This is a genomic window from Megasphaera stantonii (assembly GCF_025567065.1).
Lineage (GTDB): Bacteria > Bacillota > Negativicutes > Veillonellales > Megasphaeraceae > Megasphaera > Megasphaera stantonii.
Genome location: NZ_JAOQKD010000014.1, coordinates 42150 through 57006, shown reverse-complemented (window position 1 = coordinate 57006; position 14857 = coordinate 42150). Strand labels below are relative to the sequence as shown.

The 14857-nt window shown below is 53.7% G+C and carries 10 protein-coding genes and 2 pseudogenes; 2 read left to right on the top strand and 10 right to left on the bottom strand.

Features of this window, described 5'->3' with window-relative positions; all coding sequences use genetic code 11:
* Positions 1–920: pseudogene (locus tag OCV58_RS08345) on the top strand (IS3 family transposase); the annotation flags it as partial.
* A gap of 113 nt (positions 921–1033) precedes the next feature.
* On the opposite strand, the gene serS reads toward OCV58_RS08345, so the two are convergent.
* The 9 genes and pseudogenes from serS to OCV58_RS12230 all read right to left on the bottom strand — a co-directional run.
* Positions 1034–2317, bottom strand: coding sequence for a serine--tRNA ligase (gene serS, locus OCV58_RS08340; protein ID WP_107195369.1), 1284 nt, complete (start codon positions 2315–2317; stop codon positions 1034–1036).
* 59 nt (positions 2318–2376) lie between these two features.
* Positions 2377–3021, bottom strand: a complete 645-nt coding sequence (locus tag OCV58_RS08335) for a histidine phosphatase family protein (RefSeq protein WP_154877538.1) — start codon at positions 3019–3021, stop codon at positions 2377–2379.
* 9 nt (positions 3022–3030) lie between these two features.
* Positions 3031–4626, bottom strand: coding sequence for a phosphoglycerate dehydrogenase (gene serA, locus OCV58_RS08330; RefSeq protein WP_154877537.1), 1596 nt, complete (start codon positions 4624–4626; stop codon positions 3031–3033).
* Positions 4627–4681: 55 nt separating this feature from the next.
* Complete coding sequence (serC, locus tag OCV58_RS08325; protein WP_154877536.1) at positions 4682–5755, bottom strand: 3-phosphoserine/phosphohydroxythreonine transaminase; 1074 nt, start codon at positions 5753–5755, stop codon at positions 4682–4684.
* A gap of 719 nt (positions 5756–6474) precedes the next feature.
* Positions 6475–7200, bottom strand: a complete 726-nt coding sequence (locus OCV58_RS08320; RefSeq protein WP_154877535.1) for a putative quinol monooxygenase — start codon at positions 7198–7200, stop codon at positions 6475–6477.
* A 43-nt stretch (positions 7201–7243) separates the two neighbouring features.
* Positions 7244–8077, bottom strand: a complete 834-nt coding sequence (locus OCV58_RS08315) for a 4Fe-4S binding protein (protein ID WP_154877534.1) — start codon at positions 8075–8077, stop codon at positions 7244–7246.
* Complete coding sequence (locus OCV58_RS08310; protein WP_267312854.1) at positions 8074–8679, bottom strand: flavodoxin; 606 nt, start codon at positions 8677–8679, stop codon at positions 8074–8076. The genes OCV58_RS08315 and OCV58_RS08310 overlap by 4 nt, the downstream gene beginning before the upstream one ends.
* 243 nt (positions 8680–8922) lie before the next feature.
* Positions 8923–10554, bottom strand: a complete 1632-nt coding sequence (locus OCV58_RS08305) for an autotransporter family protein (protein ID WP_267312853.1) — start codon at positions 10552–10554, stop codon at positions 8923–8925.
* A 732-nt stretch (positions 10555–11286) separates the two neighbouring features.
* Positions 11287–12096 (bottom strand): annotated as a pseudogene (locus tag OCV58_RS12230) (S8 family serine peptidase); the annotation flags it as partial.
* Here OCV58_RS12230 and OCV58_RS08295 point away from each other — a divergent pair.
* Positions 11980–12312 (top strand): hypothetical protein, encoded by a 333-nt coding sequence (locus OCV58_RS08295; protein WP_267312851.1) that lies wholly within the window; start codon positions 11980–11982, stop codon positions 12310–12312. The pseudogene OCV58_RS12230 and the gene OCV58_RS08295 overlap by 117 nt on opposite strands.
* A gap of 166 nt (positions 12313–12478) precedes the next feature.
* On the opposite strand, the gene OCV58_RS08290 is transcribed toward OCV58_RS08295, so the two are convergent.
* Positions 12479–14761 (bottom strand): adenosylcobalamin-dependent ribonucleoside-diphosphate reductase, encoded by a 2283-nt coding sequence (locus OCV58_RS08290; RefSeq protein WP_154877531.1) that lies wholly within the window; start codon positions 14759–14761, stop codon positions 12479–12481.
* Positions 14762–14857 lie beyond the last annotated feature (96 nt).

The window sequence follows — 14857 nt, the reverse complement described above, 5'->3', positions numbered from 1 at the left end:
AGACTGCGGTTAGAGGACGAAGCAAAGCGGAGAGGGTTGCAAACGTCATCTTCAGTCTCCGAGGACAATTCAAACTAAAAGATCTTCTCTCCTACACCCATTTGCCGAAAGCCACCTACATGTACTGGCAGAAACGCATGGGCCGCGAACATCCGGACAAAGAATTAGAAGATACCATACAGGAACTCTGCAAACAGCATACCACCTATGGCTATCGGCGAATCACGGGTGAGCTTACCAATCAGGGATGGCGCGTGAACAAGAAGAAAGTACAGCGTATCATGCAAAAGCTGAGCCTTCAGGTCACTTGTTTTACGCGCAAGAGCCGCAGATACAGCTCTTACAAAGGGAAGGTGGGAACCATCGCTCCCAATAGAATACGCCGTCGCTTTCACACGACGGTTCCCCATCAGAAAATCACAACAGATACGACAGAATTTAAATACTATGAATTGGATGCCCAGGGGCATCTGACGCAGCATAAGCTGTATCTAGATCCCTTTCTGGATATGTTCAATGGAGAAATCCTCAGCTATAGAATAGGGAACCGTCCTTCTGCTGAAAATATATTAGCAGCACAGGCGGAAGCAATCGACATCACCGCGGATTGCCCGTATCGCAGAACCTTTCATTCCGATCAGGGTTGGGCATACCAAATGAAGGCGTACGTCCGCAAGCTCAAGCAAGAGCGGATTTTTCAAAGCATGTCCCGGAAAGGCAACTGTCTGGATAATGCCGTGATGGAGAACTTCTTCGGCCTACTGAAGCAGGAAATGTACTATGGCGTCGTGTACTATAGTTACGAAGAATTGAAATCAGCCATCGAACAGTATATCAAATACTATAACGAACAAAGAATCAAAGAAAAACTAGGCTGGAAGAGTCCTGTCAAATACAGGCTGTCCTTGTCCGCGGCATAAAAAAGTAACGAGATAGCAAAAACTACCTCGTTACTAAAGTCTAACTTTTTGGGGTCACATCATACCATAGGAACGTCCCGTTCTTTTTATATTTCTATATTATATAACCAGTCTTATTTCTGTTTCGTAATGACGTCGCAGTGCATGTACGGACGGAGGACTTCCGGTACGACGACGGAGCCGTCGGCCTGCTGGTAGTTTTCCAGGATAGCGGCGACGGTACGGCCTACGGCGAGGCCGGAGCCGTTGAGGGTATGGACGTATTCCGGTTTGTCCTTCGGCGAGCGGCGGAAGCGGATATTGGCGCGGCGAGCCTGGAAATCTTCCGTGTTGGAGCACGACGAAATTTCGCGGTATTTGCCCTGTGCCGGGAACCATACTTCGACGTCGAAGGTCTTCGCGGCGGAGAAGCCGATGTCGCCGGTGCAGAGGCAGACGACGTGATACGGAAGGCCGAGGGCTTTCAGAATATCTTCGGCGTTGTTGGTCATCTTATCCAGTTCTTCATAGCTCGTTTCAGGAGCGGAGAATTTGACCATTTCTACCTTGTGGAACTGGTGCTGGCGGATGAGACCGCGCGTGTCGCGGCCGGCCGAGCCTGCTTCGGCGCGGAAGCATGGCGTCATCGCCGTCAGGTAAATAGGCAGCTTGGAGCCGTCGATGATTTCGCCGCGGTAGTAGTTGGTCAAGGGCACTTCAGCCGTCGGGATCATGTACATTTCTTCGCCTTCGACGTTCAGGCGGTACATGTCTTCGTAGAATTTCGGCAGCTGGCCTGTGCCGATCATGGTGTCGCGGTTGACGATGTACGGCGGGATGACTTCGGTGTAGCCGTCTTTATAGACGTGCTGGTCGAGCATGAAGTTGTATACGGCCCGTTCGAGGCGCGCGCCGAGGCCGATGTAGTAATAGAACCGTGCGCCCGTCGCCTTTGCAGCCCGTTCGGAGTCGAGGATGCCCAGGTTTTCGCCTACATCCCAGTGATTGAGGGGTTCAAAGTCGAATTTCGGCAGTTCGCCCCATTTGCGGACTTCCGGGTTGTCGCTGTCGTCTTCGCCGACGGGAACGGAGGGGTTGCACATGTTCGGAATCATGAGCTGGATGTCGAGCATGGCTTTTTCTACGGCTTTGACTTCTTTATCGAGGACGTCGATATCGTCGCCGAGCTTCTTCATAGCGGCGATCTGGGCGTCGGCGTTTTCTTTATTCCGTTTCAGCTTGCTGATTTCCTGCGTCACCGTGTTGCGTTCGCTCTTCATGGCTTCTACCTTCTGCAGGAGCTCGCGGCGCTTGGCATCGAGTTCGACGAATTTGTCTACATCGGCGCTGGCGTGACGCTTGGCAAGGTTGTCTTTGACTTCTTCAACGTGTTCGCGAATAAATTTCGTATCTAACATTGGTATTCTTCCTTTCGTTATGCAAAACAGCATAAATTTGTACTGTTATATTATACTCGTTACAGCCCTTTTTGTTCAATACCGCTGAACAAATACCCCATGTGATTTGTTGAATTCAGCAGGACGAGACGCCAGCGGCCATCCTGGCATTCGAGGACGTTGATGCAGGTGTTGTCCTGCTTGATCTGCCAGAAATGGCTCATGTCGAGGCCGAGGACGTCGCATATAATCGCCTTGTTTACGGCGTCGTGGGCGGCGACGAGGACCGTCTTGCCGTCGTAGGCCGCAGCGTATTCGTCGAAGGCGGCGCGGACGCGGCGGCGCACGTCTTCCAGGGACTCGCCGCCCGGGCCGGGCATGGTAACCAGATGGGGCTCCGTGTGCCACTGGTGAAATTCCGTGGGGTACTGGGCTTCGATGTCGTCAGCCAGGCGGCCTTCCCAGTCGCCGTGGTTGATTTCCAGGAGCCGGTCGTCCTTCTGCACGTCGAGGCCGTGGAGCTCAGCGCAGAAAGCGCAGGTCATGTACGACCGTTCCAAGGGGCTGGAAATGGCTGCGTCGATGGGCGTATCCTTCAGGCCTTGGGCTACCATATGGCCCTGCCTAAGGCCTCGTTCGCTCAGGTGCGTGTCTTCCTGGCCCTGATAGCGGCCTTCTATATTCCATTGCGTTTCGCCGTGGCGAATCAGTATGATGCGTACCATAGTGTCCTCCTAGTGCTGCACGTCGCAGTGAATGAGCTTCATATCGAGAATGCCGTCGATGGAACGGAGCTTGAGCATGATGTCGTTGGGAATGTCGTCCTGCACGGCGATGGCCATGATGTTGTTGCCGGCCTGGGTCATGCGGCCGACCTGCATGCCTGTGATGTTGATGCGGGCCTGGCCGAGGATCGTCGAAATCTGGCCGATCATGTTCGGCTGGTCGACGTGGGGTGCCAGGAGCAGGTAGCCTTCGGGCGTAAAGTCGACGCGGTATTCGTCGATCTGGACGATTTTCGCTTCGGTTTTATTGAACAGCATACCGACGACGGAGTGTTCGCCTTTGGCCGTCTTGATGCGCACCGTCACGGCGTCGAGAAAATAGCCGCTGTCGTGAGACTTGATTTCTTTGACGGCGATATGACGCGTCTTGGCGACTTCCGGCGCGTTGACGAAATTGACCGAGTCCTGCAATATGGGGTTCAGAGCTCCCTTGAGGACGGCCGTCGTGAGGAGCCGCGTTTCCGTATCGGCCAGTTCGCCCGTGTATTCGACCTGGATTTCCTTCATCGGCCCTTCCGTGAGGTATACGCCGATAACGCCCATCCGTTCCATGAGATCGAAATAGGGATGGATGACGTTGTACACATTCATCGGTACGGGAGCCATATTGACCGCCGTCGGCACGGGTTCGCCGTTGAGGGCAGCCATGACGCCTTCGGCGACGTCGACGGACACGCCGATCTGCGCTTCGACAGTCGATGCGCCAAGATGGGGCGTAATGACGACGTTGTCCAAGCCTTCAAAGGGATTGATATCCTGTCCCAGCGGTTCTTCCGGGAAGACGTCGACAGCCGCGCCGGCTACGTGGCCGCTCCGCAGGGCGTCAGCCAGGGCGTTGATATCCAGCACAGCGCCGCGCGATACGTTGATCACCCGCACGCCATCTTTCATCTTGGCGATTTCTTCCGCGCCGATCATGCCCGTCGTCTCCTTCGTCAGAGGCGTGTGCATCGTAATGTAGTCGGATGTGCGCAGGAGCGTATCCAAGTCGACCGATTCGACGCCGAGCTGCTTAAAGCGGTCTTCGGGAATGTACGGGTCGTAGCCGATGGTCTTCATTTCCATGGCCTGCATGCGCTTGGCGATGCCCGAGCCAATGCGGCCGAGGCCGATGATGCCGATGACCTTGTCTTTGAGCTGGATGCCTGTAAACCGTTCCCGGTCCCATTCGCCGGCCATCAGGGAATCGTGAGCCTGGGGGATGTGGCGGGTCATGGCCATGATCATGGCGCAGGTGTGTTCCGTCGCAGCTACCGTATTGGACGTCGGCGCATTGACGACGATAATCCCCCGTTCCGTCGCCGTCTTGATGTCGATGCTGTCGACGCCGACGCCGGCCCGGCCGATGACCTTCAATTTCGTGGCCGCATCGATGACCTTCTCCGTCACGTGAGTCATAGAGCGGGTAATCAGGCCGTCGTACTCGCCGATGCACTCGATAAGGCCTTCTTCGTCTAAATTCGTTTTGACGTCTACCTCATAGCCGTGCTCCCGCAGCAGCTCTACCCCTTTGATAGAAACGTCGTCGCTGACTAATATTTTCATGTTCGTATCCTCCTGATCATCTACTGTACTGTGCGGGCTTCGCGCCCGCCGTAGGTTAATGGTTCTTTCTGAATTCTTCCATAAATTCGGCCAGGGCCCGGCAGCCTTCCTCCGTCACGGCGTTGTAAATAGACGCCCGGCAGCCGCCGAGGGACCGATGGCCCTTGAGGCCTATGATGCCCCGTTCCGCCGCTTGGGCGACGAATGCCGCTTCCAGCTCCGCCGTCGGCAGGTTGAACGTCACGTTCATGAGGCTGCGCGAATCGGCAGCCGCATGGCCCCGGTAAAATCCGTCGCTGCCGTCGATGGCCGCGTATACGATGCCGGCCTTCTGCACATTGCGCCGGTACGCCCCTTCCAAGCCGCCGTTGTCTTCCAGCCAATGCATGACCTTGTTGATAAAATAAATGCCGAAGACCGGCGGCGTATTATACGTCGAGTCGTGTTCCACATAGGTCTTGTACTGGAGTACGACCGGCACGTCTTCCTTCGCCTGCGCCAGGAGAGAATCCTTGATGATGGCTACGACGACGCCGGCCGGGCCGATGTTTTTCTGGGCGCCGGCATAGATGAAATCGAACTTCGACACGTCTACAGGCTGGCTCATGAAGTCGCTGGACATGTCGCAGAACAAGGGCACGTCGAAGGACGGATAGCCGTGCCATTCCGTGCCGTGAATCGTATTGTTCGACGTCATGTACACGTAGTCCGTATCGGGCTGGACGACAAAGGTATCGGCCTTGGGAATATAGGAAAACCCGTCGGCCTTGCTGGACGCCACTTCGTAGACGTCGCCGAAGAAGGACGCCGCCTTCATGGCCTTGTCGGACCATACGCCCGTATTCAGATAGCCGCCGCGGCGCTTGAGAAAATTCATGGCGTGCATGGCGAACTGCAGGCTGCCGCCGCCTTGCATAAAGACGATATGATAGTCGTCCGGCACCTGAAGCAGACGGCGCATGAGCCCTACCGTTTCATCCTGCATATCCTGATAGGCCGCGCTGCGGTGGCTGATTTCTACGATGCTCATCCCCGTATGATTAAAATCGAGAAATTCAGCCTGTACCGCTTTCAATACGTCCAGCGGCATCGCCGACGGTCCGGCGTTAAAATTATACACTCGTTTCATACCTCTCATGTCCCCTCGTGCAGAGAGCCGCAGGGAAACTCTCTCGCTTGTAATAATAAAAAAACTCCCGTCCCTAAAAAGGGACGAGAGTATACTCCCGCGTTGCCACCCAGCTTGCCTTTCGGCCATCTCGTCGCGCTGTATCGGGCGTACCCGTCAAATTCGTCATTTGATGCTCCGGAGCGGAATGCTTTGCTGCCCTGCTGCCTCGCACCGTTCCGGCAGCTCTCTGTAACAGACACGCCAAGCTTTTTTCTCTTTCATCGCGTTGGTTTCGTAAAATTAGGTCTATTATAAACACAAATGTATTATCTGTCAAGACACAGAAAGGTAAAAATCACGTATAGCGAACTATATGCTTGCCGCGCTATGGTGACGGGCCTCTCTAGCATGCTGTTTACGCAACAAAACATATATTCTATTTATCTGTGTCCTATGCTATACTAAACGTGTTGCTCTTTCTCCTATCCAGCAACGGAAAGGAGATGCGCCGTGGAAACCACATTACTTTCTTTTTTACTATCTGTTGCGGCAGGTATACTCGCTAATTATATCTGTCAGTGGCTGAACAGATATCGATAAGAGCAATCAGCCCATAGCAAGACACCCCGGAAAGTCGCTACCTTTCCGGGGTGTTCGTGCGCTGTGGCACATTACTTTCTTTTCTACAATTAGTATAACGATAGTTACAGGTTCTGTCAATGAAAACTGCCCGTATATTATTTCACGCCCCGTTGGCTTAGCGTAATGCGGACGGGCTGATTTTCGATGTGATTCTGCATGACGATCATGTCCTGCGTATCGCGGCAGAAGGCCTGGTATGCCGGCGAAGCGACATACGCTTCATAGCCTTCTTCATCGGTAAAGATACCCATCGTATGGATTCGGGCCGGATTGTCCTTTTCAGCCGTCGCATAGAGTCCGACGACGTGCTCATCATCAGCGGCGGCCCGGCGGATTTCCTCGACCAATCGCTGCTCATAGGCTTCCAGGCATTCCGGCTTGACTTGGATCAAATCCATCTGTACGCTCGTCCCCACGCCGCTGTCTTTTTGTTCCAGGGCGATGCCTGTGGCTTCCAAAATCTTCACGCCCTTCAAATAGGGACGACGCGCTTCGTCATAGGCGCGGAAGCCGTCGCTCGCCGCGTGGATGCGGTAGGCGTCGTCGTCTTCATAGAATTCCAATACGCGCATGATATTGGGATTCTTGGCATCTACGGCTCCATACAGGGCGTAGGTGCCATCTTCCTTCGCAACTTCCGGAGCGACGTGCTTCGCCCCTAACTGCTGCAGGACACCCATCTGTCCGTCAGCCGATTCGACGACGGCCCAGTGAATCAGGGGCATATTCCCGTCCGGCGTCCGCACGCTCGCCCCTTGGACAGATGCAGCGGCAAACAACGTACTCAGCGCGGCGGCAATACAAAGCAATTTTCTTTTCATCGATTTTGCACCTCCACAATCATACTGTTTGATATATACTCTTTTATTTTCCAAAAGGCCGCCTGATGCGGATGGCCTTCGTCGGGCAGGCGGCCATACAAGCGCCGCAGCCGATGCATTCCCTGTCGCCGACAGTGCGGATATCCATCGGGCACGTCTGCACACAGGCGGAGCAATGAATGCACGCCTTGACGTCTACGGTCATTCCCACGGCGGAAAACCGGTTAAACAAGCCGTAAAACGCGCCGAGAGGACAGAGAAAGCGGCAGAACGGGCGGTATATCCACAACATCGCCACGAGCAGGGCCATGACCCAGAAAAATTTAGAATTCTGCACGGCAATGACTAAATTGTCGACACTGCCCTGAAACAACGTCGGCAGAAATAAGGCTTCCAAGAAATTCCCCGGGCAAATCCAAGCGCAGAAGGCCGTAATTCCCCGTCCCGTCACCAGCCCCGTATACAAGGGAATGGCTAATACAAACAAGACGGTCATCACGTATTTTACGTAAGACAAATAGTAGGTCATTCGGTTCTTTTTCAGCTTTGGAAATGGCACTTTATTCAACAGCTCCTGCAGCCAGCCCATGGGACAGGCCCAGCCGCAAATCATCCGGCCGAATAAGAGGCCAAACAATACCAGTATCCCCCAAAACTGCCAGGCCACGGCAGAAAAGGAACCGCTCAGCGCCTGCTGCGTCACGCCTAAAGGACATCCGGCCACGGTGTAGCGGCAGTACTGGCAGTTTAAGCCGGGCACGCAGGTCTTGTCATAGGGAAAATCGACGGCCCGGCCCGTCAGGGGCGTAAAGGCGTTGGAGTTGTATAATACGGCCGCGCAGAGCTGCACGGCATGGCGGCGAATCTGCAGCTTCATCGTTTCCGACCTCCTTGTATGGCATTTAGTCCCAGCGAATCTATCCAAGACGCGACGGCTTCTTTGCAATGTCCAGCCTGAGATGCATGAACGGCCAATCCCTTAGCAAGGACGGCGTCCGGCGCGGCAGCCCGCATATCGTCGATGCTACTGCCCCAGCCGCTCAGGCCGTAGGTCACGAAGGGAACGATGGCCTTTCCCTTCCAGTCCGTCTGTTCCAAAAAAGTAAACACTCCTGCCGGCGGCGCGTTATACCAATTTGGGAAACCTAAAAAGACGACGTCGTAGCGGCTCATATCCGGCATCGGTTCGGCCAAGGGCGGACGGAGCCCTTCGTTGTATTCCGCCTTGGCCCGGCTCTGCATGGCCGGCGCATTCTTCGGATAGACAAGATTCGTCCGTATGCGGTACAAGTCGCCGCCCGTCTCTTGCTGAATCGCCTTGGCGACGGCCTCCGTATGGCCGCTCTGAGAATAATAGGCAATCAGTATGCGTTCCGGCACAGCGGCCTGCACGGATTCTGCCGGCTGCGGGTAGGAAACAAAGGCCCAGCCGATGGTCACGGCCAGGGCCGCGGCGATGAGTATTCCTCCAAATTTCACGACGCACCTCCTGCAATGAATAAAACGATTTATTATAACTCAACGACGAAGGAGACTAGCTGCAGCCGTCGCCGGCTAAAAAAAGAAGGCGTCTCCTCGTCGAGACACCTTCATTATAAAGTGCGGCCTTGGCTGCGTCTAATGCTTATAGCGGATGATGAAACATTCATTTCCTGTATATCTTAGCCTATCCGATACGGCGATTGCCAATCTCTCGTTTCCATCTTGATTCGCATCACGGCATCAGAAGCGATAGGCGACGTTCACGGCGGCGCTCAGGTCACGGCTCGTATGGGACCAGTCCTGCTCTACGGCTCCGCCGATTTCCCAGCGGTCGGACAGCTTGGCCGATGCGTAGGCCGACGCTATGACGTGATCCTTGCTGCGGTTCATAGATTGTACGCCGAAGCCCGGGCCCGTTCCTTTGGCATAGGAAAAGCCTGTATGCTGCACGTCGCCGTCGAAGACGCACCGATAGGCTACTGACAATCCGTAGGTCTTGTCGTTAGTCTCCCGCTTCATATCGACGCCGAGTTCGCCAGCCAGATAGTTGTCGCTGAACCCGCTGCTGCGGAGAGCGAAGACACCTCCGTCTTCGCCGAAGCTGTCCTGCTGATAATGGGCGTAATCCAGTCCGACGTAAGGGCTGACGTGCCAGCCAGCCTCCTTCCCATAGTGCAGGTCATAGGCGTATGCCGCGCCGACGCCGAAGACGGTGCTGTCGTAATCGCTCGTCACCTTGCTGAACGCGCCGCTGTAGCTGAAGCTGCTGCCTAAATACCGCGTCAGCTCGTTTTCCTGCCTGCCGTAGCTTACGTAGGCCGTCGCCGTGCCGGGGCGGTTCTTCGTGCCGCCGTACAAGCCGACGCTGTAGTTCTTATAGGTACCGTCGGCGTCATAGCCGCTCAGGCTGTTGTCGCTGTAGGCGACCAGCGCGCCGGCATAGACGTCGCCGTCGTCATAGAAATCATAGCCGACTGTCGTGTTCCAGCTGTGCCGTTTCAAGCCGTCGTCCATATTGCCCCAGCCCTTGCCGGTAATCGCCCAGACTGATTCGTCGCGATTCGTCCGCTCCTGCTGCCGTACGGCCTGGCGGACGTCTCGGTTCTGCATGGCGTCGTAGGCCAGTTCCAGATGCATACTGGCGCTTTGGTTCTGGGCAGCCATGGCAGCTTTCAAATCGTCATTGTCTAAGGCATAAAGGCGGAACATGTCCTTCTGCTCGTCCTCGTTCAGCGCGCCGAATAAGCCGTTGAGGGCAGCAAACTGGTCGGCGGCAATGCCGGCGTTGTTGCTGATAGTCGTCATCAGCGTAAGCGTATTGTCCTTTTGCTGTACTTCGCTGTCCAGCAGGCCGGAAAAATCGCCGTTCAGCGATTCGGCTCCTGTAACGCCCTGGTCAGCCTGCAAAATCGTTCCTGTCGCACCCGGTGCGGCGTATAGGCCGGCTTTCAAGTTCATGGCCGATACGTCGGCCTTTTGTCCCACGTGAATCAAGGCAGAGTTCGTCCCGTCCGTATTGACGACGATGTCGCCGCTGCCGCTGAAATTGCCGTCTACATGGAGAGTCGCCGCATTGCCTGTTTCATCGGTTACGGCATCCCAGCTGCCGGCCTTGACGGCTCCGTCGTTATACAGGGTGCCGTGAATCGTGCCGCTGCCGGCGATGATCCCGTCCCCTTCGCTGTAGGCGTCGCCGGCCACGGAGCCGTCAATCTGCAGTGTACCGCCGGCGGCAATGCTCGCGCCTTTGTAGGTGTTGGTGCCGGTAAGCGCTAAAACACCTTCGCCGGTTTTATACAGGCCTGCGTGCAAACCCAAAAGGCCGGAATCATCAACCCACTTATTATACTGGTCCATATAATAATTCGTCATCCAGTTCTTCCCATCCGAACCATCAGTGCCAGCATAAAAATCGTTTCCGGAATCAGCATAAAATACCCAGCGGTCATGCAAATCGGTTAAGCCTGCAAATTCATCAGAAGTTTCATCGTATTCTTCACTATTTTTTAAATCAAGCGGATTTTCGGCAATGTAACCGGCACGGATTTCGGATATATCGTTGCTCCAAACGGAATTATAGCCCTGCGTATCTACTTTGTATAACGCCTGTTTTTCAGTGTATTCATCATTTGCCACAACAGAATATTTATCGCTTATATCACTGCTATCCAAGCGGCGCACATTGATCGCCCCAAGGCCGTTAACAGCCTTGCCTGCATCTACAATGCCTTGCCCAAAGATAACATCCATCGGGACGTTATAATAAGGTTTTACTATAGCCCAATAGCCATTCTCATTATTTAATGCTTGCACTAAATATTCCTTAAATGATCCAGCACTGTAAATCTTATTTTCATTAGTATCTACAAAAGGTATATTATAACCACTATCAGGGTTTTCGTCATAATAATTTAATATATCGTTTTTTATATCATTAAGGTCTTTTTGTTCAGAACCAGTGTAATAAACATTAATATATGAATAATATTTATTATCTTCATTGACACCAGATTGAGTTGTAATAAAATACCCAGCTTTATTAGTTATGTTATCATTAGCAGTGCTTAAAAGCACATCGCCAATCTGTTTGCCGCCTAAATAAGGGAACGCCTGCTGCACTAAGGCGCCCACGCCGCTGACTATCGGTGCTGCTGCAGATGTACCGCTTCCAGCAAAATAACCGCTATAGCCTTTCGGGTTTTCAAAATCCGCATTAGCAGAAGTTATATTCCATCCCGGCGCACTTACAGAAGAGTCTTCGTTATACATGGCAAGGTTAGAGAATACAGCTATGGCGTCGCTTTTAACATCAAAACTATCATTTTCGTTTTTAGTAAAGCTATCTGCCTTAGCTGCCGTGACGGTAATAATATTATCGTTAAAAGCCTTATCTCCTGTTAAAATATCAAAATCTGATTCCCATGCAGCCGTCAGATTTCCTTCATTCGATGCAGCAAACACCAATAACTTGTCATTGTGCACAGCTTTTTCCACTGCTTTAACTGCTTTAAACCCATCACCATTTACTGCTTCATTTTGCAAATTATAAAAATCATTTTTATCTTGAACATCAAAAAGATGCTTATCGGCAAATCCCCAGGAATTATTAATAATTTTTATATCCGGGTTAGCTAAATAATAATCATACATTGATGTTGCCGGTAAAAAATCAGGAGATTCATTTGGGCTGTTCACCGGAGCATACGACGCCGCTGCAGAACTGCCGGCAATACCGGCATCATAAGCAACTCCGTGCATACCTGCCCCATCCTTATTGGCGGCAACAATGCCCGCTACATGCGTAGCATGAAAAAGATTACCCCATGTCAAATTGCCATAATTACCATTCAAAGCATCATGCACTACGGTATTATTATCCTTGCCGGCAAATTCCGGATGGGTAAAATTAACAATACTTACATCCGTTACGCCGACGGTCACGCCCTTGCCCGTATAGCCCTGGGCATAGGCGTCGGCGGCATGGATCAGGTCGAAGACATTCTCTCCTATGGCTTGATACTCTTCTGTTCTAAAGCTGCCGGCATCGGCCGCCATCCCGTACGGCGCACTGTACAGCAAGGACAGCAGCGTCATCAGCAGGGCATATCGTTTCATCGAATTCATGTATAGCAAGTCTCCTATCTCTATCGTTTTGTTATCCTGCGTCTGTAAAGACTGATAAGAAAAGTATATCATGAAGGGTTTCCTTTGCCTATATCGTCCCGTAGTTCTGCGCGCAAAAAAGAAGGCTCGCCCCGAAGGACGGCCTTCCCTTTCGTATTTTGCTATGACGTTGTTAATTGCATTTGCTCCAGCCGCAGTTCTTGCAGGTGTTGCAGCCGCCTTCAAAGACTAAGGGCTCGCCGCACTGAGGGCAGAAGATGCTTTCGGCCGTGACTTTTTTATCGGCCTTCGGCTTGACCGGCGCTTTTTTGACCGGCACGTCGCCCTGGGTCACGGCGGCGGACTGGCGCAGGTCTTCCTGCACTTCGTTATACATGTCAAGGAGGGCGTTGCCGACAGCCATGGGGCAGCAGGAGCCCTTGCTCGTATCGCCCCGCGTCGCCCGGCGGACCGAGTAGGACGGGCAGTTTCCCGTCGAGTTGAGCTGGTCGATGATGGTGTAAATGTCGATGCCGGCGCGGGCGCTGATGGAAATCATACGGGACAGGCCGATCATAAAGTTGTTGCAGCCGCCTGTGGAGCCCTTGCTCAGGTACGTTTCCAAGAGAGCTCCCGTCTCGGGATCGAAGAAAGCCAGACAGTGAAGGCTACCGCAGCCCGTGACGAGCTTGCGTTTTTTGCCGATGACGTTGTCGTCGATGCTGACGATTTCGCCGCGGTCAAGGCCGGCGCCGGCGATGGGCACAGATTTTTTGTCGACGTGGGTCGTCAGGATGCCGGCCCGCTTGCAGCCGTCGCGGAACAAGGTCAAGCCCTTGCAGCCCTTTTCATAGGCCAGGAGGTAAAGGTTTTCCGTATCTTCGACGGTAAAGCTGTTGGGCACGTTGACCGTCGAGCTGATGGAGGCGTCGATGTGCTGCTGCCAAACGGCCTGCATGGCGACGCGCTGATGATAGTCGAGGGTCAGGGCCGTAACGAAGTATTCCGGCAGCTGCGAATCGTCTTTAATGTTGTGTGCCTTCATGTATCGTTCGACAATAGGCGTGTAGACCTTATAGTATACGTCCGTACCGTGAAGGGATTCGGTCTTCCGTTCGTAGAAATTGGCGTAAATGGGTTCAATGCCGCCGGAAATGCCCAGCATGGTCGACAAGGTGCCCGTCGGGGCAATGGTCAGAAGCTGGGAATTGCGCAGTCCCTTTTCCTTGACCAGAGCCGCTGTCTTTTTCGTCGTGTTGGCCTTGAAGAAGGGCGTTTCCATGATTTCGTCGATATGGCACATGTCAAAAGCGCCTCGTTCGCCGGCCAGGCTTGCCGAAGCGGCGATGGCCGTATCAGCCATAGCAAAGCCGATTTCATCGCAGAAGGCCACGGCTTCGTCGCTGCCATAGGTAATGCCCAGCTTGATGAGCATATCGCCGAGGCCCATGATGCCCAGGCCGATCTGCCGCCACTGACGCACGCTGTCCTGCTGCTCCTGCAAAGGGTGGAGCGGAAGGCCTTCGTCGAGAACGTCGTTCAGGGCCCGCACGGCAATGGTTACGCAGCGGCGGAATTCGTTGAAATCAAAGAGGGACTTGTCCGAAAAGGGATCGCGGACGAAGTTCGCCAGGTTCAGGCTGCCCAAGAGACACGAGCCGCCGGCCGGCAAAGGTTCTTCGGCGCAAGGATTGACGCCGGCAAATTTAAATTCTTTCGTATTGGCCAGGAGATTCCACTGGCAGATGCGATCCCAAAACAGGGCTCCCGGCTCGGCGTAGTCCCAGTTCGTTTCGGCGACGAGGCGGAAGATATCGGCAGCGTTGACCATGCTTTCGATGACCTGGCCCGTTTCCTTTCGCGTGTAGTGCAGGCGGAACTGCTGGCGGGCCTTGACGGCTTCCATGAATTCGTCGCTCAGGCGGATGGAAATATTGGCCTTCGTCACCTTATTCAAATCGGTTTTCAGCTTGATGAATTCCAGGACGTCGGGATGGGCGCAGTCGATGGAAATCATGAGGGCGCCGCGGCGGCCGTTCTGGCCGATGAGCTCCGTCACGAGGGAATAGAGGGTCATAAAGGATATGGAGCCGCTCGTCTCCTTCGCCGCGTTGTTGATGCGCGCGCCTTTGGGGCTGAGGCCGGAAATGTCAATGCCGCAGCCGCCGCCGTAGCTGTACGTGCGGGCCAGCTTCCCGGCGCGGTCGAAGATGCTTTCGATATTGTCTTCCGGCGGCGTCATGACGTAGCAGTTCGACAAGGTAATTTTCTTGCCTTCGTATTCCAATCCGCGGTTGGCCAAAATGCGGCCGCCGAAGAGGAATTTCTGCTCCTTCAGCAGCTGCGCCACGTCTTCGTCATGGCCGCTGACGCGGTCAATCCACTGCTCAAAGGTTTCGCCGTTGTTGCAGTACTTGTTTTTCCAAATATCCATGCCCAGCTGATTCTGTTCGCCCAGCCATTCCTGCTCGTTCATGAAACACCCTCCTATGCATTCTCATATATTATATATGGTATTGTATTATTATTACTTATACTGTATATAGTATTTGCAATGATTCCGTTTCCTATT

Excerpts from the sequence above, each read along its gene's own strand:
- OCV58_RS08305 (WP_267312853.1), bottom strand. The coding sequence starts at position 10,554 with ATGACGAATTATTATATGGACCAGTATAATAAGTGGGTTGATGATTCC.
- serC (WP_154877536.1), bottom strand. The coding sequence starts at position 5,755 with ATGAAACGAGTGTATAATTTTAACGCCGGACCGTCGGCGATGCCGCTG.
- OCV58_RS08335 (WP_154877538.1), bottom strand. The coding sequence starts at position 3,021 with ATGGTACGCATCATACTGATTCGCCACGGCGAAACGCAATGGAATATA.
- serS (WP_107195369.1), bottom strand. The coding sequence starts at position 2,317 with ATGTTAGATACGAAATTTATTCGCGAACACGTTGAAGAAGTCAAAGAC.
- OCV58_RS08295 (WP_267312851.1), top strand. The coding sequence starts at position 11,980 with ATGCGTAGCATGAAAAAGATTACCCCATGTCAAATTGCCATAATTACC.
- OCV58_RS08290 (WP_154877531.1), bottom strand. The coding sequence starts at position 14,761 with ATGAACGAGCAGGAATGGCTGGGCGAACAGAATCAGCTGGGCATGGAT.
- OCV58_RS08315 (WP_154877534.1), bottom strand. The coding sequence starts at position 8,077 with ATGAAGCTGCAGATTCGCCGCCATGCCGTGCAGCTCTGCGCGGCCGTA.
- OCV58_RS08320 (WP_154877535.1), bottom strand. The coding sequence starts at position 7,200 with ATGAAAAGAAAATTGCTTTGTATTGCCGCCGCGCTGAGTACGTTGTTT.
- serA (WP_154877537.1), bottom strand. The coding sequence starts at position 4,626 with ATGAAAATATTAGTCAGCGACGACGTTTCTATCAAAGGGGTAGAGCTG.